The organism is Streptomyces sp. NPDC002790, assembly GCF_040295505.1.
Lineage (GTDB): Bacteria > Actinomycetota > Actinomycetes > Streptomycetales > Streptomycetaceae > Streptomyces.
Genome location: NZ_JBEOVM010000015.1, coordinates 66757 through 89494 on the forward strand (window position 1 = coordinate 66757; position 22738 = coordinate 89494).

Annotated in this window: 19 protein-coding genes; 12 read left to right on the forward strand and 7 right to left on the reverse strand. The window is 70.2% G+C overall.

The features are described from left to right. Positions 1–57: 57 nt before the first annotated feature. Positions 58–1845, forward strand: coding sequence for a glyoxylate carboligase (gene gcl, locus ABT004_RS10775; protein ID WP_351333968.1), 1788 nt, complete (start codon positions 58–60; stop codon positions 1843–1845). Between the two features lie 1815 nt (positions 1846–3660). On the opposite strand, the gene ABT004_RS10780 is transcribed toward gcl, so the two are convergent. From ABT004_RS10780 to ABT004_RS10790, 3 genes are all read right to left on the reverse strand, one after another. After that, positions 3661–5124 carry a catalase gene (locus ABT004_RS10780; RefSeq protein ID WP_351333971.1) on the reverse strand — a complete coding sequence of 488 codons (1464 nt, stop codon included), beginning with the start codon at positions 5122–5124 and terminating at the stop codon, positions 3661–3663. A 213-nt stretch (positions 5125–5337) separates the two neighbouring features. Next, a complete protein-coding gene (locus ABT004_RS10785) occupies positions 5338–6234 on the reverse strand; it encodes a 2-hydroxy-3-oxopropionate reductase (protein ID WP_351333974.1) in 897 nt (298 codons plus the stop codon). A gap of 63 nt (positions 6235–6297) precedes the next feature. After that, positions 6298–7134, reverse strand: coding sequence for a TIM barrel protein (locus ABT004_RS10790; RefSeq protein ID WP_351333977.1), 837 nt, complete (start codon positions 7132–7134; stop codon positions 6298–6300). Positions 7135–7365: 231 nt separating this feature from the next. On the opposite strand from ABT004_RS10790, the gene ABT004_RS10795 reads away from it, so the two are divergent. From ABT004_RS10795 to ABT004_RS10845, 11 genes are all read left to right on the forward strand, one after another. Beyond that, positions 7366–8166 (forward strand): hypothetical protein, encoded by an 801-nt coding sequence (locus tag ABT004_RS10795; protein ID WP_351333980.1) that lies wholly within the window; start codon positions 7366–7368, stop codon positions 8164–8166. Continuing rightward, complete coding sequence (locus ABT004_RS10800) at positions 8163–10427, forward strand: hypothetical protein (RefSeq protein WP_351333982.1); 2265 nt, start codon at positions 8163–8165, stop codon at positions 10425–10427. The genes ABT004_RS10795 and ABT004_RS10800 overlap by 4 nt, the downstream gene beginning before the upstream one ends. Then, a complete protein-coding gene (locus tag ABT004_RS10805; RefSeq protein WP_351333985.1) occupies positions 10424–12037 on the forward strand; it encodes an ABC transporter substrate-binding protein in 1614 nt (537 codons plus the stop codon). The genes ABT004_RS10800 and ABT004_RS10805 overlap by 4 nt, the downstream gene beginning before the upstream one ends. 60 nt (positions 12038–12097) lie before the next feature. Then, entirely contained in the window at positions 12098–12364 is a 267-nt protein-coding gene (locus ABT004_RS10810) for a hypothetical protein (protein WP_351333988.1), read from the forward strand. A 59-nt stretch (positions 12365–12423) separates the two neighbouring features. Further along, the gene (locus tag ABT004_RS10815; protein WP_451190003.1) at positions 12424–12735 is read left to right on the forward strand and encodes a helix-turn-helix domain-containing protein; all 312 of its coding nucleotides are present in this window, start codon (positions 12424–12426) and stop codon (positions 12733–12735) included. Between the two features lie 160 nt (positions 12736–12895). Beyond that, positions 12896–13402 (forward strand): 2-oxo-4-hydroxy-4-carboxy-5-ureidoimidazoline decarboxylase, encoded by a 507-nt coding sequence (gene uraD / locus ABT004_RS10820; protein WP_351333993.1) that lies wholly within the window; start codon positions 12896–12898, stop codon positions 13400–13402. Positions 13403–13422: 20 nt separating this feature from the next. Next, positions 13423–13842 carry a hydroxyisourate hydrolase gene (uraH, locus tag ABT004_RS10825; protein ID WP_351333996.1) on the forward strand — a complete coding sequence of 140 codons (420 nt, stop codon included), beginning with the start codon at positions 13423–13425 and terminating at the stop codon, positions 13840–13842. A gap of 5 nt (positions 13843–13847) precedes the next feature. After that, complete coding sequence (pucL, locus tag ABT004_RS10830) at positions 13848–14783, forward strand: factor-independent urate hydroxylase (protein ID WP_351333998.1); 936 nt, start codon at positions 13848–13850, stop codon at positions 14781–14783. Positions 14784–14870: 87 nt separating this feature from the next. Continuing rightward, complete coding sequence (locus ABT004_RS10835; RefSeq protein ID WP_351334001.1) at positions 14871–16298, forward strand: nucleobase:cation symporter-2 family protein; 1428 nt, start codon at positions 14871–14873, stop codon at positions 16296–16298. A gap of 46 nt (positions 16299–16344) precedes the next feature. Further along, positions 16345–17730 carry an 8-oxoguanine deaminase gene (locus tag ABT004_RS10840; protein WP_351334004.1) on the forward strand — a complete coding sequence of 462 codons (1386 nt, stop codon included), beginning with the start codon at positions 16345–16347 and terminating at the stop codon, positions 17728–17730. Between the two features lie 357 nt (positions 17731–18087). Continuing rightward, positions 18088–19440 carry a nucleobase:cation symporter-2 family protein gene (locus ABT004_RS10845; RefSeq protein WP_351334036.1) on the forward strand — a complete coding sequence of 451 codons (1353 nt, stop codon included), beginning with the start codon at positions 18088–18090 and terminating at the stop codon, positions 19438–19440. Between the two features lie 267 nt (positions 19441–19707). Here the strand turns inward: ABT004_RS10845 and ABT004_RS10850 are convergent, their stop codons facing one another. From ABT004_RS10850 to ABT004_RS10865, 4 genes are all read right to left on the reverse strand, one after another. After that, entirely contained in the window at positions 19708–20694 is a 987-nt protein-coding gene (locus tag ABT004_RS10850) for a hypothetical protein (RefSeq protein WP_351334007.1), read from the reverse strand. Between the two features lie 173 nt (positions 20695–20867). Further along, positions 20868–21290, reverse strand: a complete 423-nt coding sequence (locus ABT004_RS10855) for an acyl-CoA thioesterase (protein WP_351334010.1) — start codon at positions 21288–21290, stop codon at positions 20868–20870. 107 nt (positions 21291–21397) lie between these two features. After that, positions 21398–22024 carry a hypothetical protein gene (locus tag ABT004_RS10860; RefSeq protein ID WP_351334013.1) on the reverse strand — a complete coding sequence of 209 codons (627 nt, stop codon included), beginning with the start codon at positions 22022–22024 and terminating at the stop codon, positions 21398–21400. 85 nt (positions 22025–22109) lie between these two features. After that, complete coding sequence (locus tag ABT004_RS10865) at positions 22110–22703, reverse strand: histidine phosphatase family protein (protein ID WP_351334015.1); 594 nt, start codon at positions 22701–22703, stop codon at positions 22110–22112. Positions 22704–22738: the final 35 nt, after the last annotated feature.

The following is a 22738-nucleotide window of genomic DNA, read 5'->3' on the forward strand; positions in this document are numbered from 1 at the left end:
GCCGTAGTCGTACAGCCGAAGAGGCGTACGCAGTCACAGCAGGAGTCGGGAGCACTCATGGCTCGAATGACCGCCGCCCGCGCGGCCGTTGAGATCCTCAAGCGCGAGGGCGTCACGAACGCGTTCGGCGTGCCCGGTGCCGCCATCAACCCCTTCTACAAGGACCTCAAGGAGAGCGGTGGCATCGACCACACGCTCGCTCGCCACGTCGAGGGCGCCTCGCACATGGCCGAGGGCTTCACCCGGGCCAACCCGGGCAACATCGGTGTCTGCATCGGCACTTCGGGTCCCGCGGGGACCGACATGATCACCGGCCTGTACTCCGCCACGGGCGATTCGATCCCGATCCTGTGCATCACGGGTCAGGCGCCGAGCCACCTCCTGCACAAGGAGGACTTCCAGGCCGTCGACATCGCCTCGATCGCCAAGCCCGTCGCCAAGATGGCGGTGACGGTCCTGGAGGCCGCGCAGATCCCGGGCATCTTCCAGCAGGCCTTCCACCTGATGCGTTCGGGCCGTCCGGGGCCGGTCCTCATCGACCTTCCGATCGACGTCCAGCAGACGGAGATCGAGTTCGACCCGGAGACGTACGAGCCGCTGCCGATCTACAAGCCGGCCGCGAGCCGCGCCCAGATCGAGAAGGCGATCAAGCTCCTCGTCGCGTCCGAGCGGCCGCTGATCATCGCGGGCGGCGGCATCATCAACGCGGACGCGTCCGACCTGCTCGTCGAGTTCGCCGAGGTCACCAACACGCCTGTCATTCCTACGCTGATGGGCTGGGGCACGATCCCCGACGACCACGAGCTGAACGCGGGCATGGTGGGCCAGCAGACCGGCCACCGGTACGGCAACGCCACGTTCCTGGAGTCGGACTTCGTCCTCGGCATCGGCAACCGGTGGGCCAACCGGCACACGGGTTACAAGCTGGACGTCTACCAGGGCGAGCGGAAGTTCGTGCACGTCGACATCGAGCCGACGCAGATCGGCAAGATCTTCGCGCCGGACTACGGGATCGCGTCCGACGCCAAGTCGGCCCTAGAGCTGTTCGTCGAGGTCGCGAAGGAGCTGAAGGCGGCCGGTGAGCTGCCGGACCGCTCCGCGTGGGTCGCCTCGCACCTGGAGCGCAAGGAGACCCTCCAGCGCCGTACGCACTTCGACGACATCCCCATGAAGCCGCAGCGCGTCTACGAGGAGATGAACAAGGCGTTCGGCAAGGACACGCGGTACGTCACGACGATCGGTCTGTCGCAGATCGCCGGTGCGCAGATGCTGCACGTCTACAAGCCGCGGCACTGGATCAACTGCGGCCAGGCGGGGCCGCTCGGCTGGACGATTCCGGCGGCGCTCGGTGTCGCGAAGGCCGACCCTGACACGCAGGTCGTGGCGCTGTCCGGCGACTACGACTTCCAGTTCATGATCGAGGAGCTGGCGGTGGGGGCGCAGCACCGCATCCCGTACGTCCATGTCCTCGTCAACAACGCCTACTTGGGCCTTATCCGCCAGGCCCAGATCGGCCTCGACATCAACTTCCAGGTCAACCTGGAGTTCGAGAACCAGAACAGTCCCGAGCTGGGTGTCTACGGGGTCGACCACGTCAAGGTCGCCGAGGGGCTCGGCTGCAAGGCGATCCGCGTGACGGATCCGGCGGAGCTCGGCGCCGCGTTCGAGCAGGCCAAGAAGATGGCCCAGGAGTTCCAGGTCCCGGTCGTCGTCGAGGCGATCCTGGAGCGCATCACGAACATCTCCATGAGCCCGACGGCGGACATCAGCGCGGTCAAGGAGTTCGAGGAGCTGGCTACGGAGCCGGCTCACGCGCCTACGGCCATCCGGCCCCTGAAGGTCTGACAGCCGCACCGCGTACGAGGCGGGCCCCCGGTTCCACGGAGCCGGGGGCCCGTCCTTCGTTGTGCCGGGGGGCGTTGCCCGGAGCGGTGGGCGGCGCCGGTGGCGGTTGTTGTTGCGCGGCGCCGGGGCTTTGCCGGGGTCGGCGCCTTACGCGACTGTTGCGGAGCGCACCGGTCCACCCCTTCGGCTGCGCCGGTGCCCGCTCACCTCCCACCCGCCCGCCGCCTCCGGGGGCTTCGGCCCCGCGGGGTCGGGCTTATGGCTGCTGTGATGGCTCCGCAGCGTCGGGGAACGGGTGGTGCTGGTTGTTGTTGCGCGGCGACGGGGTTCGGGGCATCTGCCGGGGTCGACGCCTCACGCGCCCGTTGCGCGGCGTCGGGGCTTTGCCGGGGTTGGCGCCTTACGTGGTCGGTGCGCGGCACTGGGGCTTCGCTGGGGTCGGCACCGGTCCACCCCTTCGGCTGCGCCGGTGTCCGCTCACCTCCCACCCGCCCGCCGCCTCCGGGGGCTTCGGCCCCTCGGGGTCGGGGCCTGCACCGGGGACCCGGGGCTTTGCCGGGGCGGCGTCGGTAGTGATGGTTGCGCGGCACTTGGGCCCGCGGGCCATGCCGTGGCCGGTGCCTGCCATCTCCGTCGCGCGGCACCGTGGCGCCGCCTTGCCCACCCTGCCGCCCAAGGCGGTGGCGGCCCGACGCCCAAGGCGGGGAGCCGTGACCGACGGCAAACACCCCTCGGCGGGGCTGGCGCTGGTAGCACGCCGGAAGCGGCACCCCGTCGCGCCGAGGCCCCCGGAGGGGGCGGGGGGTGGGAGACGACCGGGGGAGTGAGAACGAGCGCGCCGCTCAACGCCGAGGCGAGTACCTCAAGTCCCCGCGGCGCGGAGGCAACTACCTCAAGTCCCTGCGGCGCGGAGGCGATTGCCTCAAGTCCGCGCGGTGCGGAGACCACCACCGCAAGCCTCTGAGGCCTCAAGTTCCTACGGCGCGGAGGCGACTACCTCAACCCCTGCGGTGCCGAGGCGAGTACCTCAAGTCCCCGTGGCGCGGAGACCACCGCCGCAAGCCTCTGAGGCCTCAAGCCCCTGCGGCGCGGAGGCGACTCCCTCGCCCCCTGCGGCGCCTAGGCGAGCTCCTCAACCCCCGCGGCCCCGAGGCGAGCACCTCAAGCCCCTGCGGCGATTGAGCAGCGGGGTCCGGGCCGGAGCCCCGAGGCGTAGGACCGTCGACCGTCATGTGCGGAGTCCTGAGGGGAGGAACGTTAACCGTCATGGCGGAGCCCCGACGCGTGGGAACGCCGACCGTCACTGGCGGAGCCCGACGTGGGGCCGGGGTTGAGGCGGATGGACCTGCGGGCGCAGAAGAGCGCCGAGGTCGGGACCGTCCGAACTCGGCGCTCTGGCCAAGAGGTTGTTGCCGTCCGACGGCGCGCGACTGGCGGAACATGCGTGCGCGCCACCGGACGGAGACCGAGGAAACCCCAACGGGCAGACCCCGTCAGGGAATTGGCTGGGACCGCGGCGGCCGGCGTACGACGGTTCCCCGTTCCCCTCCCTCAGGTCGAGAGGAGAGCGGAGGAACCTTCACCACCGCACTGGCTCGTACGCTGCACAAGCCGCCGCGGTCCCCGCGCGGCGCCAGCCGCATCGACTGGCGCAGTCTCCCGCTACCGTCGGCCAGACCACCCCTCATCCGGGTCGTGGCCGACGGCGCGGGCCATTGCGTACGGGGGAAGACCTCCCGCCGCCCCTCGTACGCAGTCTTGGGGGTGGCTGTCGCCGGTCACCGGGAACAGCCCACCCGATCCAACCCGGAGGGATCAGTCCTCGCGCAGGGCGCGGACCGCCGCCTCCACGCGCTTGCCGTAGTCGGCGTCGGCGGCGTGGAAGTGGGCCAGGTTCTTCTCGACGATGTCGTCGCGCGAGACCTGGGAGAGGCCGCCCGCGATGTTCGCGACCAGGCGTCCCTTCTCGTCCTCCGACATCAGGCGGTACAGCTCGCCCGCCTGGAAGAAGTCGTCGTCCTTCGTGTGGGCCGGGGCCTCGTGCGTACCCGTGTGGCCGTGGATCGCGAGCGGCGCGGCCAGCGGGCGGCCGGTCTCGACCGGGCCGTCGAAGGAGTTCGGCTCGTAGTTCTTGTGGGCGCGGGCGTACGCGTTCGCAGCCATGGCGCCGTCGCGGCCGTAGTTGTTCGCGCCGCCCTCGACACCCTTCGGCGCGTTCACCGCGAGCTGGGTGTGGTTGACGCCCAGGCGGTAGCGGTGCGCGTCCGCGTAGGCGAACAGGCGGCCCTGCAGCATCTTGTCGGGGGAGGGGCCGATGCCCGGAACGAAGTTGTTCGGGGAGAAGGCGGCCTGCTCGACCTCGGCGAAGACGTTCTCGGGGTTGCGGTCCAGGACCAGGCGGCCCACGCGCTGCAGCGGGTAGTCCTTGTGCGGCCACACCTTGGTGAGGTCGAACGGGTTGAAGCGGTAGTCCGCCGCCTCGGCCGCCGGCATCAGCTGGACGTGCACGGTCCAGGACGGGTTCACGCCGCGCTCGATGGCCTGCAGCAGGTCCGTCTGATGGGAGTTGGCGTCCTTGCCTGCGAGCTCGGCGCCCTGTTCGGCGGAGAGGCTGCGGACGCCCTGGTTGGTCTTGAAGTGGTACTTGACGAAGAACGCCTCGCCGGCCTCGTTCGTCCACTGGTAGGTGTGCGAGCTGTAGCCGTTCATGTGACGGTACGAGGCCGGGATGCCGCGGTCGCCCATCAGCCAGGTGATCTGGTGCGTGGCCTCGGGGGCGTGCGCCCAGAAGTCCCAGACGTTCTCCGGCTCCTGCTTGCCCGTGAACGGGTCGCGCTTCTGGGAGTGGATGAAGTCGGGGAACTTCAGCGGGTCCTTGATGAAGAAGACCGGGGTGTTGTTGCCGACGAGGTCGTAATTGCCCTCTTCGGTGTAGAACTTGAGCGCGAAGCCGCGGGGGTCACGGACGGCGTCCGCCCCACCGAGGTTGTCGGCGACGGTCGAGAAGCGCGCGAAGACCTCGGTGCGCTTGCCGATCGAGTTCAGGAACTCGGCGTACGTGTAGTCGGTGACGTCGTCCGTCACCTCGAAGTAGCCGTACGCGCCGGAGCCACGGGCGTGCACCACGCGCTCCGGGATGCGCTCGCGGTTGAAGCGGGCGAGCTTCTCCAGGAGGTGCTGGTCCTGGAGCAGGATCGGGCCACCGACGCCGGCGGTGGCGGAGTTCTGGTTGTCGGCGACGGGGGCGCCGGACTCGGTCGTAAGCACGCGCTTCGACATCGTGACCTTCCGTGCTGTAACTGCTGCGACTGCTGAGAAGTTCGAGGTGTTCGGAGCGTAAGTACCTCTGAACTGCTACGTCAACAGTTTGTTGAAGTTATGGGTACGCGAATCTGGAGGTACGCGAATAAGGGTTCCGGGCCGTGGCGGCGCCTGGGCGCGACAGGACAGGTGTCAGCGACACCACGGCCCGGAAGACTGTGGGGCCGGCTCCTACTTGGGCTGGTCCCCCGAGAGGCGCTCGACCGCGCGCAGCAGCGCCGAGTGGTCGAGGCCGCCGTCGCCCTGGGCGCGCAGCGAGGCGACCAGCTGGGCGACCGTGGCGCCGACGGGGAGCGAGGCACCGACATTGCGGGCGGCGTCGGTGACGATGCCCATGTCCTTGTGGTGCAGGTCGATGCGGAAGCCCGGCTTGAAGTCCCGGTTCAGGAAGTTGTCCTTCTTGCGGGTCAGGACGGTCGAGCCGGCCAGGCCGCCGTTGAGGACGTCGAGCGCGGCCTTCAGGTCGACGCCTGACTTCTCCAGGAAGACCACGGCCTCGGCGCACGCCTGGATGTTCACGGCGACGATCAGCTGGTTGGCGGCCTTCACGGTCTGGCCCGAGCCGTGCGGACCGCACAGCACGATGGTCTTGCCGAGCGCGTCGAGCAGCGGCTTGGCCTCGTCGAACTCGGCCTGGTCGCCGCCGACCATGATGGACAGGACGGCCTCGATCGCACCGGCCTCGCCACCGGAGACGGGGGCGTCGAGGACGCGAATTCCCTTGCCCTTGGCGGCCTTTGCGAGGTCCACGGACGTCTGCGGGGTGATCGAGGACATGTCGACGAGCAGGGCGCCCGACTTCGCGTTCTCCAGGATGCCGTCCGGGCCGTAGGCGATGGCCTCGACCTGCGGGGAGGCCGGAACCATGGTCACGACGACATCGGCCTCGCGCACGGCCTCGGCGATCGACTTCGCGGCGGTACCGCCGGCGGTCGTGAGGCGGTCCAGCTTGTCCTGCTCCAGGGTGAAGCCCGTGACGTCGTAGCCGGCCTTGATCAGGTTCTCCGACATGGGGGAGCCCATGATGCCGAGACCGATCCACGCGACCTTGGGGAGGTTGTTGCTCATGAGGGTGACTCCAAAAGCGTTGTTACGGCGATGAGTTGATGGCCCTGCCGCGGCGCGGGTGGCTCAGGCGGCGCGGTGCTCGTGGGGCAGCCAGGCGAAGGACTCGGCGCTCGGAGCGTCGCCCGGCTTGTACTCCAGGCCCACGTAGCCCTCGTAGCCGGCCTTCTTCAGCTGGTCCAGCAGCTCCTCGAGGGGGAGCGAGCCGGTGCCCGGCGCGCCGCGGCCCGGGTTGTCGGCGATCTGCACGTGCGCCGTCTTGTCGGTGTGGGCGCTGATGATCGCCTGCAGGTCCTCGCCGTTCATGGACAGGTGGTACAGGTCCATCAGGAACTTGGCGTTGCCGAGGCCGGTCGCCGCGTTCACCTTGTCCACGATCTCGATCGCCTTGGGGGCGCTCACGATCGGGCACTTCGGCGACTCCGGCGCGTTCAGCGCCTCGATCAGCAGCACGGCGCCGACGCGGTGGGCGGCGTGGGCCGCGAGCACCAGGTTCTCCAGGGCGAGCTCGTCCTGCTCCTGCTCGGAGACGCCCTCGACGCGGTTGCCGTACAGCGCGTTGAGCGCCGTGCAGCCGAGGGACTGCGCGAAGTCGGCCGCGACGTCGATGTTCGCGCGGAACCTCTCGCTCTCCTCGCCGGGGATCGACAGGGCGCCCCGGTCGGGGCCGGGCAGCTGACCCGCGTAGAAGTTCAGGCCGGTGAGCTGGACGCCCGCGTCCTTGATCGCGGCGCGCAGGGCGTCGAGCTCGGACTGCTCGGGGGTGGGGGCGTCGACCCAGGGCCACCAGAGCTCGACCGCGGTGAAGCCCGCCGCGGCGGCGGCCGCGGGGCGCTCCAGGAGCGGGAGCTCGGTGAAGAGGATCGACAGGTTGACGTTGAAGCGCTGGTCTGCAAATCCCATGTGGGTCGCGCTCCCTTCATCTTCGAGATCGTGGAACTTCCGTATTATGGAAGTTCGTTTCTGCGTAATGGAAGATTGCCTGCAGCTCCTCGTGACTGTCAAGAGGGGTCGTCGAATTTCGCCGCGCCCCGGTGTCCGTCCGGGCTTCAAGAAACCGGCCCGTGACACGTGTTGGCCCCGAAGTTCGGGGAAGGTGAACGCCCGTTGCCAGTCACGGGAGTTGTGGGGGAGATGGGCGGATCCCGGTCGGTGCCGACGAACGGCCTCTCGCCGGTCTACGACGAGACGGGGGCCGCGTCCGCGCGGTTCTTGCGCTGGCTCGTCGAGCAGACCGGCACGGGCGGGGCGAGCCGCGTGGCCAGCGCCGATTTCGCGCCGCACGAGCGGTGCAGCGTCGACCTGGTCGCCGATGTCGTGGGGCGCCTCGGCGCGCTCGGCTGGCTCACCGAGCACAACGACTCGGGCGCCGACCCGCCCCTCGTCAGCCCCACCGCCGCGGGGCTCGCCGAGGTCGCCGTCTGGGACGAGGCGTACGCCGACCGGGAGGCGCGGCGCCGCTACGCGAAGGCGGCCCTGTTTGCGTACTGGGACAGGGCCGGGCAGCACCGCAGCGGCGACGGCTCCCACCCCGAGAACTTCCTGTGGGCCAGCGAGGCCTTCTACTGCGGCCGCCAACTCCCGGTGGAGGACCTGGAGTACGCCAGGAACCACCTGGAGCTGCCCGCGCCCGTACACGTCAGCCCGGCGGAACAGGGCGAAGGCGTCGTGATCTCGTACGAGCAGCTGGCCCAGCTCGTCCAGTCGTCGCTGCCCGAGGCGACCGAGAGCGACAGCGAACTGCGGCAGGTGCGCGCGCTCGCCGACGAGCTGACCGACGCCATCGACCGCGGCGACCGGCCCGACGAGGGCCTGGTGCGGCGCTTCATGGAGCGCGTCCCGGGCGTGCTGCAGAGCGAGAGCGCCTCGGTCGGCAAGGAGGTGGTGGTCGGCTTCCTCGCCGACTTCGTCCGCCAGACGCTGAGGCTGCCGTGACGGATCACGGAGGGCCCAGCGGCGTACCCACCACCGGATCCGATGACCAGATACCCGAGGTGTACGCGCGCCAGCCGCTCCTGAGCCAACTGGTGCCACGCCTCATCGGCCTGGAACGCGAGCGCCACCGGCGGCGCCGTCGCAGGGAGTTCGCCGACGACCTGCCCGTCGTGCTGCTCAGCGGGCGGCACGGCACCGGCAAGAGCGCCATGCTGAACGACCTCCAGCGGGCCTACGCCCCCGACACCGGCCCCTGGCCGGGACCCCGGGTCCCCTTCGCCCGCATCAACTGCACGGACCTGGAGGAGCGGGCCCGGGTGGGCCCCGAGATCGCCAACAACTCGTACGTGGTCGAGATGCTGGTCGAGCTGGTCCGCCAACTCTCGCTCCCCGTCGCCGGGTTCGGCCGCCTGCGCTTCCCCAGGACGACCGCGGGACTGCTCGCCGTGATTTCGGCCCGGCGCCCCGGCATCGACGACGAACTCACCGTCGCCGACCGGCACGCCGCCGCCCTCATGGGCCCCTGGCCGGCCGGCGAACCCCCGCCCACCTGGGACGCGCTGTTCCGTCCCGCGCTGCCCGCGCCCGCGGAGGGCGGCTCGCCCGACCCGGCCGAGTTCCCCGAGGCGGCCGTGCGCACCTACCTCGCCAGGCAGTACCGCCGCCGCACGCGCAGGCTCGGCCCCCGCGACCTCGTCAGCTGGTACGAGAGCCACCGCAGCGAGAGCGACAACCGGCTGCGCGGCATGCCGCCCGACGCGGCCACCGAGCCGCCCCGGGTGCCGGCCGCCCAGCGCGCGCGGGCCGTGGCCAGGCTCTGTCAGGAGTTCCACCAGGGCCGAGGCTTTCGGCGCGGCGTCGAACGCATGCTGATGGCCGCGTTCCTCAGGGACGTGCGCTACGGGAGGCTGCGGCGCGGGAACCGGGCACCACGGCCGCTGATCCTGCTCGACAACGTACACACCGACCTCGGCCGCGACTTCCTCGAACTCCTCCTGGAACAGCGCGCGTTGCAGGAACGCGGCGCCCGCGACCCGCTCGTCGTACTCGCCACCGAATTGCGCGGCGACGCCGACGACGATGACGAGACGCCCGAGGAGGAGCAGGAGACCGCCCCGTACCCGCGGGCCACCCGCCAGCCGTTGCAGGAGGTCGGGGCGCGCACCCGCTGGAGCCGCGACAGTGCGGAGCCGTCCGAGGGGGTGCTGCTCCTGCCGCTGCCGCCGCTCGACACGGAACACGTGGAGCGCATGCTGCGCAGCGACGAGCGGGTCACGTTCGACCCGTACATCGCGACGGCGCTGCACGATCTGACCCGCGGCCACCCCATGGGGGCCCGCAGAATGTGCGACGCCGTCGTGCACAAGGCGCGCGGCGAGGAGTGGGTGGCGGCCGAGCAACTCCTCGACCTGGACCAGCCCGGCGGCGCAGGCGAGTCGGTCATCTGGCGGCTGCTCAACACCCTCGTCGGCGGCGAGAACCACGACGAGCTGTGCCTGCTCTCGCTGGCCTGGGACCGAGAGGCGGCCGAGCAGCTGGCCGAGCGGTGGGTACCGCGGCGGATCGACGACCTGGCCGCGGCCGACGGCATCGCCGCCCAGCTGGAGCGGGAGCGCTGGTCGCGCGGGCCCGGCAGCCGGCCGTTCATCACGGACCGCTTCCTGCGGGCGCTGCTCGTGCACCAGATGCGCAGCGGGCGCGGCGCGGGCGGCGTCGGCTGGGGCGACGCCCACGGGCTGCTCGCCCAGCACCACCGGCGCCGGGCCGAGGGCCGCGCGGGGCGGTCCGGGCGCGAGGAGTGGGCCCGCTTCCTGTGGCACCGGCTGGCCGGGGGCGAGACCCAGGAGGTCGTCGACCGGCTGCACGCCGAGTTCGGGCGCTCCGACGGTGACGCCCTGGAGTGGCTGCGCGCGCTGCGGACGGTTGCGCACGCGCCGCGCCCGCCCGGTGACCTCTGGTTCGAGCAGTGCCAGGAGGTCGGCAAGGGGCGCAGGGACCGGCTCCAGGCGCGGGCGGACCCTGATGCGGGCCTGGAGAAGCGGGCGATCTACCGGCTGCTGCACGCGCTGTGGTACGCCGCCGACGAGCTCGCCGAGGCGGACCGGGTGCTGGCCGACCGGATCGGGCAGGACCTGTCGTTCCTGTCCGCCCAGCACCTGACCGGGCGCGCCGTCCTCGCCCAGGCGGCGGTCCGCTGGCCGCGGGCCGTGCGGGACGGCGAGGACTGGCCGCTGGAGCGCAGCTGGGGAGGCGTGGCATGAGGCGCTGGACGGACCGCAGGACCTGGCGCTGGCTGCCGCGGCGGCTCCGGTTCCGGGTGTTCGGCCTGGTCGACGTGATCGCGCTGTGGGTGGTCGTCGGGGCGCTGCTCGGCGGCGGGGCATGGTGGGGCGTGGGCACGTATCTGGACAACCGGAACTACTGCTCCCGGGACCATGACCTGCGGCGGGTGGGGGACGAATGCGTCGGCGTCACCGCGCGGGCGTACGCCTTCGACGAGGACCTGGAGGACGTCCTGGGCGACATCGCGCGCGAGAACGAGGAGGCGCGGGCGAGCGCGTCGCAGCGGCGGGTGGTGAGCGTCGGCGTCGTCATGCCGTACACCGCGCAGACGAAGGGCGCGGCCATGTCCAAGGAGCTGATCCTGCACGCGTTGCAGGGTGCGTACATCGCGCAGTACGAGCACAACCACGGTGCGACGACCAAGGGCAGCGCGGTCCGGCTCCTCTTCGCCAACGTGGGCGAATACCTCGATCACTGGAAGGGCGTGACCAAGGAGCTGAGCGCACGGACCGACGACAAGAGCGCTCCCCTCGTCGCCACCATCGGCTTCCCCAACAGCGACAGCATGACCCTGGAATCCGTGGAGAGCCTCGAGAAGGCCCGGATCCCGGCCGTCAGCGCCGCGCTGAGCGCCACCGACATGGAGAACCCGTACCTGTTCAAGGTGTCGCCCTCCAACGCCCAGCTCGTCGACGCCCTGAAGGAGTACGCGAAGCGGAACGACGTCAATCGCGACAAGACGTTCATGATCGCGGACGACCGGGACGACAAATACGTCTCCGACCTGCGCGAGGTCTTCCAGGAGAAGTTCGGTGAGGACTACGGCATCACCAACGACCCGGTGCGGCGGACGGTCGAGATGTACCAGGGCAGGAAGGGGCCGGCCCGGGGCGACACCCAGGACTTCAAGAAGTCGGTGGAAGCGATGTGCGGGGCCGGCACGCGGACGGTGTTCCTGGCCGGCCGTGACGCCGACCTGGAACCCTTCGTGAACGCCATCGACGAGACGAGCTCCTGCCGGTACCGGTCCGACGACCCGCTGCGCATCCTGCGCGTCAGCACGGCCCGCGATCCCGTCACCGAGACCCCCGCCATCGGCGAGAAGACCCGTCGGCTGCACATCCGGATCGTGACGGCGGCCGCCGTGGACGCGCCGCGCTGGGAGCGTGGCGAAGGGGAGACACCCCGGCACTTCGGGCGGTTCGCGAGCGCCTACGAAGACGCCTTCACGGGTGAGGAGCGGCAGGCCCTCAACGACGGGTACGCCGTGATGTACCACGACGCCCTCGCCGCGGTGAGCAACGCCGTGAAGCAGGCCAGTACGAGCGGGCACGGCGACGTGTCCAACGACGACGTCCAGGATCAGCTGCGCAAGGGCAGCCCACAGGACGACTGCGCCCAGTGCGTGCAGGCCGCGAGCGGCGACTTCACGTTCGTCGACGCCGACGGGAGCGACGCCGGGTCCGGGGTGGGCCAGTGGCCGGTGTGCAAACCGGTACCGATCGTGACGTTCCCGGAGGGAAGCGGGGGCGGATCGCCGCTCTACCGGACGTACGAGAGCGCGGGCAGCAAGTGCCCGGCGCCCTGACCTCCGCCTGATCGCGACGGTGGCTCCCGGTAACCGCTCCATGCGGGTTAGGTTGAACGCGTGCGATTGAGAGTGGAGTTCACGACGGAGCCCTTCGACTTGGAGGAGGCGCCCGAGCACGCGCTCGCGGCACGCCGGGTCATCGAGGCGGCCGATCTCGACGAGGTCGACGTGGGGCCGTTCGGCAACACCGCGCAGGGCGGTGCGGACGAAGTGCTGACCGCGGTCGACGCCCTGCTGCGCAGCAGCCTCGAAAGCGGGGCGACGCGGATCTCGCTGCAGGTCAACGTGGTGGGGGACCCCACGGGGAAGGGTGACGACGCGTGAACGACACCGGGGACACCACGGACGCCTTCGTCACGGCGGTGAAGCCACTGGTCGACGCCATGGGCGGGGAGCTGATGCCGCCGGAGGGCGCGGGCCCCGACGATGTCGTACTGGCGTGGCAGGGGGCCGATGTCGTGGCCGTGCGCCTGCCCCAGTTGGCGGACTCGCTGGACCACATCCTGGCCGCCATGGAGCGCACCAAGGGAGTCCCGCTGTCCGCGCTCGACCGCAGGCAGAAGCAGGAGGCCGTACGGCTCCTGGAGGCGCGCGGAGCGTTCTCCGTACGTCACGGTGTGGAGACCGTGGCCGGCGCCCTCGGCGTTTCCCGCTTCACCGTGTACAACTATCTCAACCGGGACAAGACGCCCTGACCTGGGACGATACCGAGCCGACCGCCCTCGCCCCCACCGCTGTCCGATATCCGGACGGCGGTTTTTTGTAACTCCGAGTTTTCAACAAAGTGTTGACGTGATGTTTCCGGGGGCGTTAGCTATCTGCAGCCCGTCCAGCACAAGGCCACGGAGGCACCCCGTGACTTCAGGTTCCACGCCGGGACTTTCCCGGTTCAACACCTCGGACGAGAGTGCGGCGCAGGCCGAGCTCCATGAGGTGTGTGCTTCATCGGCGTGGGGGAGCAAGCTTCTCGCCCAGCGCCCCTTCGCTTCAGCAGAGACCCTCTTCACCGCCAGTGACGCCGCGATGGCGGAACTGACCGCGGACGACCTCGCCGAGGCGATGGCGGGGCACCCGCCGATCGGCCGCCCGAAGCCCGGTGACCCGACGTCGTCGCGCGAACAGCGCGGCATGGCGGGGGCCTCCGATGAGCTCAAGAAGGAGATGCTCGAGCTCAACCTGGCGTACCAGGACACGTTCGGCCACGTCTTCCTCATCTGCGCCACCGGCGCCACGGCGGAGCAGATGCTCGATGCGCTCAGGACCCGGATCGGCCACACGGCCGATGAGGAGCGGGAGATCGTCCGCACCGAACTGGGAAAGATCAACCGCATCCGCCTGACCCGCATCGTAGAAGCACCGTAAGAACAGGAAATGAACGCCTGATGAGCACCGAGACCACGGCATCGGTGTCCACGCACATTCTGGACACCAGCATCGGACGCCCCGCCGGGGACGTCGCCATCTCCCTTGCGGCACGCGCCGGTTCGGGCGCCGAGTGGCTGGCGCTCGGCGGCAGTGCCACCGACGCGGACGGGCGCTGCAAGGACCTGCCGGCGCTGCCGGAGGGCACCACCCACGTACGCCTCGACTTCGAGACCGAGGCGTACTTCGCGAAGAAGACCGCCAACACGCAGAACCAGCAAGCCGATGCGCAGCAGGACGCCCCCGCGAATCGGGACAGCGACACGACCGGAGCGTTCTTCCCGGAGGTGGCGATCACGTTCGCCGTCACGCCGGGCGAGCACTACCACGTGCCGCTGCTGCTCAACCCGTTCGGCTACTCCGTTTACCGAGGGAGCTAGCAGACATGCCCACGATTCTGGGATCCAACCAGTACGGCAAGGCCGAGAACCGAGTCGTAAAGATCACGCGGGACGGCGACACCCACCACATCAAGGACCTGAACGTCTCGGTCGCCCTCAGCGGTGACCTCGACGACGTCCACCTCACCGGGTCGAACGCCAACTGCCTGCCGACGGACACCACCAAGAACACCTGCTTCGCCTTCGCCAAGGAACACGGCATCGAGTCGGCGGAGCAGTACGGGATCGAGCTGGCCCGGCACTTCGTCGAGAGCCAGCCGTCCATCCACCGGGCGCGCATCCGCATCGAGGAGTACTCGTGGGAGCGCATCGCCGGCTCCGACGCGGGCTCCAAGTTCATCGGCTCCGACGAGGTCAAGCACTCCTTCGTCCGCAAGGGCATGGAGACGCGCCTCGTCCAGGTCACCTATGACGGCCAGAAGTTCGAAGTCCTCAGCGGGCTCAAGGACTTGACCGTGATGAACACCACGAACTCCGAGTTCTGGGGCTACATCAAGGACAAGTACACGACGCTCAAGGAGGATTACGACCGCATCCTCGCGACGTCGCTGTCGACCTGGTGGCGGCACAACTGGACGGGCGTCGACGACGAGCGCACGCCCAACTGGAACAAGTCCTACGAGCAGTCGAAGAAGCACATTCTTCAGGCCTTCGTGGAGACGTACTCGCTGTCGCTGCAGCAGACCCTCTTCCAGATGGGCTCGCGCGTCATCAACAACCGCAGCGAGATCGACGAGATCCGCTTCTCCGCGCCGAACAAGCACCACTTCCGGCAGGACCTGTCGGCCTTCGGTCTGGAGAACGAGGCGAAGGACGGCGCCGTGTACTGGGCCGCCGACCGCCCCTACGGCCTCATCGAGGCCACCATCCTGAGGGACGGCGCGGACCAGCGCATCCCGGTCGACATGACCAACCTCTGACGCCGCATCAGGCGTTCACGGACGCGGTAGCGCACCCCCGTCACCCCGCAGTCGGCGGGGGTGCGCCGCACCGGAGGGAACATAGCAATGGCAGTGCCAGCAAAGGGGCCGGCTGAAGCCGAGGGCCCGTGTTCCACCCCATCGGGAAGCGCCGAACCGGAGTCCACCGGTTCGCGGGTGCACCCGGTGGACGAGAAGCTCCACCCGTCGCGGCTCGCGCCCGCCGCACTCCAGCACATCGCCGCCATGTACGCCGGCGTCGTCACACCGCCGCTCATCATCGGCCAGGCCGTGGGCCTCGACACCGCGGGCCAGACCCGGCTGATCGCCGCGTCGCTGCTCATCGCGGGCCTGGCCACCCTGCTCCAGACGCTCGGCGTCAAGGGCTTCGTCGGCAACCGGCTGCCCTTCGTCAACGCCGCGTCCTCCGCGGGCATCGCACCGATGCTCGCCATCGCCGAGACGAACGCCAAAGGCGACCAACTCCCCGCCATCTACGGGGCAGTCATGGTCGCGGGTGTCTTCTGTCTCGCCATCGGACCTTTCTTCGGGCGGTTGTTGAGGTTCTTCCCGCCGCTCGTCACCGGCATCGTCATCACCCTCATCGGTGTGACCCTGATGCCCGTGCCCGTCGGCTGGGCCCAGGGCGGCGACAAGACCGCCGCCGACTACGGCGACATGCGCTACCTCGCCCTCGCCGCCTTCACGCTCGTCGTCATCCTGCTGATCCAGCGCTTCGGCAAGGGCTTCGTCAAGCAAGTCGCCCTGCTCTTCGGCATGTTGATCGGCACGCTCGCCGCGATCCCGTTCGGCATGGCGGACTTCAGCTCCCTCAAGTCGGCGCCCGTGGCCGCGCTCCCGACGCCGTTCTCCTTCGGCGCCCCCGAGTTCCAGCCCGCCGCGATCATCTCGCTCTGCCTCGTCATGCTCGTCCTGATGACCGAGTCGAGCGCCGGCATGCTCGCCATCGGTGAGATCTGCGAGCGCGAGTGCGACGGAAAGACCATCACCCGGGGTCTGCGCACCGACGGCATCGCCACCTTCATCGGACCGATCTTCGGCGGCCTGCCGACCTCCGCGTTCGCGCAGAACGTCGGCGTCGTCTCCCTGACCAAGGTGCGCAGCCGCTACGTCGTCGCCGTAGCCGGCGGCACCCTCCTGATCCTCGGCATCTTCCCGATGCTCGGCGCGGTCGTCTCCATGGTCCCCATGCCCGTCCTGGGCGGCGCGGGCATCGTGCTGTTCGGCTCGATCGCCGTCAGCGGCATCCGTACGCTCTCCGAAGCGGGCCTCGACGACAGCTCCAACATCATCCTCGTGGCCGTCTCGCTCGGCGCGGGCATCATCCCGCTCGCCGCACCGAGCTTCTACGCCGATTTCCCGGCCTGGGCGCAGACCGTGCTCGGCTCCGGAATCAGCGCGGGCGCGCTCGTCGCCGTCTCGCTGAACCTTTTCTTCCACCATCTCGGCACCCGCGGCGGGGCAAGTGCCGCCGCGGCACTCAAATCTTCCTAGGGTCCTGCCGTGCCCACACGTCACACCGACTGAAGGAAGCAGCACCATGGCTCCTGCCACGGCAAACCGCATCGTCATCGAGAACGTCGCCATCGCGACGGTCGACGCGCACGACACCGAGTACGCCTCGGGCCACATCGTCGTGGCGGACAACAAGATCGAGTCCATCGGGGCGGGCAAGGCCCCCGAGGGACTCGAGAACGTCGTCCGCCGGATCGACGGCACCGGCCACCTGGCCACACCCGGCCTCGTCAACACGCACCACCACTTCTACCAGTGGATCACCCGTGGCCTGGCGACGGACCACAACCTGTTCAACTGGCTGAAGACGCTGTACCCGACGTGGGCGCGCATCGACGAGCAGATGACATACGCGGCGGCGCAGGGCTCCCTCGCGATGATGGCCCGCGGCGGTGTCACCACCGCCATGGACCACCACTACGTGTTCCCGAAGGGCACCGGCGACCTGTCCGGATCGATCATCCGGGCCGCCTCCGAGACGGGCGTGCGCTTCACCCTGGCGCGCGGCTCCATGGACCGCAGCGAGAAGGACGGCGGACTGCCGCCGGACTTCGCGGTCGAGACCCTCGACGGCGCGCTCGCCGCGACCGAGGAGACGGTCAAGAAGCACCACGACGCCTCCTTCGACGCGATGACGCAGGTGGCCGTGGCCCCCTGCTCCCCGTTCTCCGTCTCCACCGAACTCCTCAAGCAGGGCGCCGAGTTGGCGCGCTCGCTCGGCGTCCGTCTGCACACCCACGGCAGCGAGACCGTCGAGGAGGAGAAGTTCTGCCACGAGCTGTTCGGCATGGGCCCCACCGACTACTTCGAGTCGACGGGCTGGCTCGGCGAGGACGTGTGGATGGCGCACAGCGTCCACATGAACGACTCCGACATCGCCGCGTTCGCGCGTACGAAGACGGGCGTCGCGCACTGCCCGTCCTCAAATGCCCGACTGGCAGCGGGAATCGCCCGCGTCCCCGACATGCTCGCGGCCGGCGTGCCCGTCGGCCTCGGCGTCGACGGCACCGCCTCCAACGAGTCGGGTGAGCTGCACACCGAACTCCGTAACGCCCTCCTCGTCAACCGCCTCGGCGCACACCGCGAGGCGGCCCTGAACGCCCGTCAGGCGCTGCGCCTCGGGACGTACGGAGGAGCCCAAGTCATGGGCCGGGCAAGCCAGATCGGCTCGCTCGAAACCGGCAAGCTGGCCGACCTGGTGCTGTGGAGGATGGACACCCTCGCCCACGCATCGATCGCCGACCCGGTGACCGCGCTCGTCTTCGGCGCGGCCGCACCGGTCACCCTCTCCCTCGTGAACGGCCGCCCGGTGGTCGAGAACAGCCACCTGCTGCACGTCGACGAGGACGCCATCGCCCGCTCCACGCGGGAGGAGGCGCAGCGACTCGCGCGGATTGCCGCCGAGGGCTGACGAGTTGAGACTCCGGTCAGGGGGGACGGCCCCTGGCCGGGGACTCGAGCTGCCGAGCGGGCAGCTCGAGTGCCGCCCCGGGAACGTGGCCCAAAGCTTCACGTTCCCGGGGCGGCAAGTAATACCTGGGCGCACAACAACTGAACATCGAAGCACCACAGTTACGACCTTGCACCTTGCACCACCTCCCAGAAGCGAAAAGCGCCGGCTGCCTGCCGGGGCCGGAAAACAACCGGAGGAGCCGCAGTGGCGTCGAAGCCCAGGTTCACCAAGCAAGGCACGACCCCCGCCGAGTCCGAGGACGTCCGTACGGGGCATACCAAACATCCGGTCGACGAGAAGTTGCCACCGCTGAAGATGGCGACGACCGGTCTGCAGCACGTGGCCGCGATGTACGCGGGCGTGGTCGCGCCCCCGCTCATCGTCGGCGCGGCGATCGGGCTCAGCCCGAAGGAGTTGACCTTCCTGACGGGCGCCTGCCTGTTCACGGCAGGCCTCGCGACCTTCCTGCAGACGCTCGGCATCTGGAAGATCGGCGCCCGGCTGCCGTTCGTGAACGGAGTGACCTTCGCAGGCGTCGCCCCGATGCTCGCCGTCGTCGGCTCCACGAAGGACAAGGACGACGCGCTGCCGATCATCTTCGGCGCCGTGATCGTCGCGGGTGTGCTCGGCTTCATAGCCGCACCCTTCTTCTCGAAGCTGGTCCGGTTCTTCCCACCGGTCGTCACCGGCACGGTCATCACGCTCATCGGTGTCTCACTGATGCCGGTCGCGTTCGGCTGGGCGCAGGGACCCGACGCCAAGGCGCCGGACTACGGCTCCATGAAGAACCTGGCACTCGCCGGGATCACGCTCGTGATCGTGCTGATCATCCGGCGCTTCACGACGGGCTTCGTCAAGCAGATCGCGGTCCTGCTCGGCCTGGTCATCGGCACCGTCATCGCGATCCCGTTCGGCGCCACGGACTTCTCGCCGGTCGGTGACGCGGACATCATCGGCTTCCCGACCCCGTTCCACTTCGGCGCCCCGCAGTTCGCGGGCGCGGCCATCGTCTCGATGATCGTGGTCATGGTGGTCTCGATGACCGAGTCCACGGCGGACATGCTCGCCCTGGGTGAGATCGTCGACCGCCCGGCCGACGAGAAGACCATCGCGGCGGGGCTGCGCGCCGACACCCTCGGCACCGCCATCAGCCCGCTGTTCAACGGGTTCATGTGCAGCGCGTTCGCCCAGAACATCGGCCTCGTCGCGATGACGAAGATCCGCAGCCGGTACGTGGTCGCGGTCGGCGGTGGCTTCCTCGTCCTGATGGGCCTGTGCCCGATGGCGGCGTCGCTGATCGCCGTCGTGCCGCGCCCGGTGCTCGGCGGAGCCGGCGTCGTGCTGTTCGGCTCGGTCGCGGCCAGCGGTATCCAGACCCTGGTCAAGGCCAACCTGGACAAGGACAACAACGTCCTCATCGTGGCCGTCTCGCTCGCCGTGGGCCTGATCCCCATCGCGGTGCCGGAGTTCTACCACGCGTTCCCGGAGAACGCGAAGATCATCCTGGACTCGGGCATCTCGACGGGCTGTGTCGCGGCGGTCGTGCTCAACCTGCTCTTCAACCACATCGGCAAGGGGCGCGACGCCGACGACGTCACGCATCCGATGGAAGCGGGCAGCGACATCGCGGGACAGCGCTCCGAGCCGACAGCGGCGGGCGCGCACTGAGCGACGCGGCGGGGGTGGCGCGGTCGGCGACGCCGCCCTCGCCGCGTCTGATTCGCCCGCGTCTGATTCGTCGGCGTCAGATGCGCCCGCGTCGGACTCGTCGGCGTCGCGTGCGTCCGATTGTGACTCGTCGGCGTCGCGCGCGCCCGTGTCGCGCGCGTCCGCGTCACCCCGCCCGAGTCTGCGCCGTCGGCGTCGCGCGCGTCCGCGTCGGACCCGCCCGCGTCACTCCCGCCCGTGTCGCGCGCGTCCGCGCCCCGCCGCGTCTCAACCGCCGCAGACCGGCGCCGACTTCAGGTAGCCGCCCAGGTTCTCGTCGTCCGTGCCGAGCAGCGCCGTACCGTTCGCGCCCGGCACGCACTCCACCGCCTCGATCTTGCGGTCGTCGAACCTGTCCGGCGCGGTCCGTTGCGCGGCCATCCGCAGCGCCGCCCGGGTGCCCGATCCGTTCAGCGACACGCGTCCCGCCTCGCTCACTGCCGAGGCGAACGGCCCGTCGTCCCCGGCGTCCGAGGCCGAACTCACCATGATGCGCCCGGACTTGGTGAGGGAGATGTCGGAGACGTGCCGCACATCCCCCTTCGGGTAGGCCGCGCGGAACTCCGCCTTCTCGACGTTCCCGAACTCCGCCTCCCCGTACTCGCCGACGGAGAACGGCGCCGCGAACACCGTCGCCGGGCGGTCCGCACCCGCGCCCCGGTCCGCCCACACCGCGACCGTCCTCCCGTGCGACGTGCCGAGCGCGAAGCTCTCGAAGTCCGCGCCCTCGGGGATCGCGGGCAGCGGCGACAGGTCGAGCACCCGCGCGGTGCCCCCGTCGACGTGCAGCCGGTACACCAGACCCCTGCCGGCCAGCGCCATGAACTCGCCGTCCGTGCCCGGCACCGCCTCGACCGCCTCCAGGTCCGTGGGCTCCGCGCCGTCCCACACGAGCGGCGCGACCGTCGTGGCCTTCGGTGCGGACGGGTGGAAGGTGACGCGGCTGATCCGCCGCTCGCCGGGCTTCTTGTTGTCGTGTACGACGAGGGCCTCCACGGCGCCGCCCGCCACGGCCCCGCCGGTGAGCGCGAGACCGCTGACCCCGGACTTGGCGTCGTCGCCGACCTGTTGCCAGCCGCCGGGCGCGGTCCCGGCCGTCCGGGGCGTCCCGGTCGCGGGCGCTGCCGCCGAGGCGAGGGCCAGGGTCACGAGGGTGGCGGCGAGCAGGGACGTGCGGCGCAACTGCATGGGGAGGGCCTCTCGGAACGGTGGCACGGGTGACACTCGGCGTGATGTGACGCGCGTAGAAAGTGCGGCTGAAGGGACCGTAGCGATCTTCCCGTGGCGCGGCAAGAGAGTGTGGCCGGGCGGCCGGTGGCGTACTCCGTATGCCTCAAATGCGGGCACACTTCAGTGAGTTGGGGATAGCGGCCGGATCGGGGTGGTGGTCAGAGGCCGAAGGCGGCGGGGGCGGAGGCCAGTTCCTTGAAGATCTCCGCAGGGTTCTTCACCAGCTTGCGCTCGGTGAGGTCCATGACGCCGCTCACCGCGGACACCTCGGCCGCCACCGTGCCGTCGGCCCTGCGGATCGTCTGGTGGACGCGGAACACCTTGCCCTCGCCGAACTCGAAGGCGCAGCTCACGTCGACGACGTCACCGGCGCGCAACTCCCGCAGATAGCGGATGTTCGTCTCCAGGACGACGGGGCCCACCCCGCGGCCGAGCAGGGCACCTTCGTCGAGGCCGGCGCTGCGCAGGAGCGACCAGCGCGCGTGCTCCGCGTACTGCAGATAGACGGCCTGGTTGAGGTGCCCGTTGACATCGATCTCGTACCCACGGACCTCGACCGGTACGGAAAACTGCTCTGCCACGACGTTCCTCTCGATGGCTCGACGATTCGATGACTCGACGATGGGGTGTTGTGCCGATCATGCCAACAGGTGGGTGGGGGACGGCATCCGGTCCGCCGTGAGGTGCGTTACGCACGTCTGGGCGACGCCAGCAGATAGCGGGGCCCGCCGCGCGCCTGCGCGTGCTCGCCGACCTGCCAGCCCGCTTCCCGTAGCGCCGCCGCGCACGCCGCGAGCCCGGCCGGCTCCGAGTGGTGCACGGCGACGGCCTCCGGCTGCGGGGTGTCCTGCACGCGATAGCCGGGACCGGCCCCGGCCGCGGGTACGCAGCCCGCGGCCTCCAGGGCGAGCGCGGCGGACGGGCCGAGCCGGCCGCGCTCCCAGGCGCACGGCCGGTCCGTCGCGCCGTCCGGGTTCGTCATCCGGCGTATCTCCAGCAGGCCCTGCCAGGCGGTCCGCACCTCGCGTGCCCGCGCGGGCCCCGCGTCGGACCGCGGCTCGCCGCCGAGTCGCGCGGCGAACACACCGCCGGACTCCGCCGGTTCGGGCTCGGCGGCCGGGGGCCCGTCCCCGGCCTCCCGCAGCCGGTGCCCCGCCGGGGTCAGGAAGTGCTCGTGCGGGGGCCGGGGGTGCCGGAACGCCAACTTCAAAACGATGAGCCGGTCGAGCTGGGCGGGCGTGCCGGAGATCCGGCCCGTCTCCGGGTCGGCGGCGTCGATGATGCGGCGCTGCGCGGCAGTCGGCGGTCTCGTCATGGCGTGCCTCCCATCTGGTGACGATGGTGCACGACGGGTCTGACAACGGGCCGGGGTGAACGGGCGTGAGGACGAGCGGACGGGCTCAGGGCCGCAGGTTCCAGCCCGAGATCACCGGTCGGCCGTGCTCGAAGGTGAGGCGGCTGACCGTGCCCGTCGACAGCAGGAAGTGCGAGCCGCCCGACGGCGGCAGGCCGAGGCGTCGCGCGGTCAGGACGCGCAGGAAGTGGCTGTGCGAGACGAGGACGACGCTGCCCTCGTAGTTGGAGAGCGCCGCGTCGACCTTGGACAGCATCCGGTCGGCACGCTCGCCCACCTCCTCCGGCGTCTCGCCGGGATGCTCGGCGGGCCCCGGCGGCACTCCGTCGTCGAAGAGGTACCAGTCGGGCCGGGTGCGCTGGATCTCCCGGGTGGTGACACCTTCGTACGCGCCGTAGTCCCATTCGTGCAGGTCCGCATCGACGGTGTAGCGCTTGAGGCCGGCGAGCTCGGCGGTCTCGCGGGTGCGCTGGAGGGGGCTCACGAAGACGGCCCCGACGTGGTAGCTGCCGACGAGGGGCGCGACGCGGCGCGCCTCTTCCCGCCCGTTGTCGGTGAGCGGGATGTCGGTGAGGCCGGTGTGCTGTCCGGTCAGGGCCCATTCGGTCTCGCCGTGCCGGACGAGAAGCAGATCACCCAAGGTTCGCGCCTGTTCGATTGGAGGTGGGCAGATGC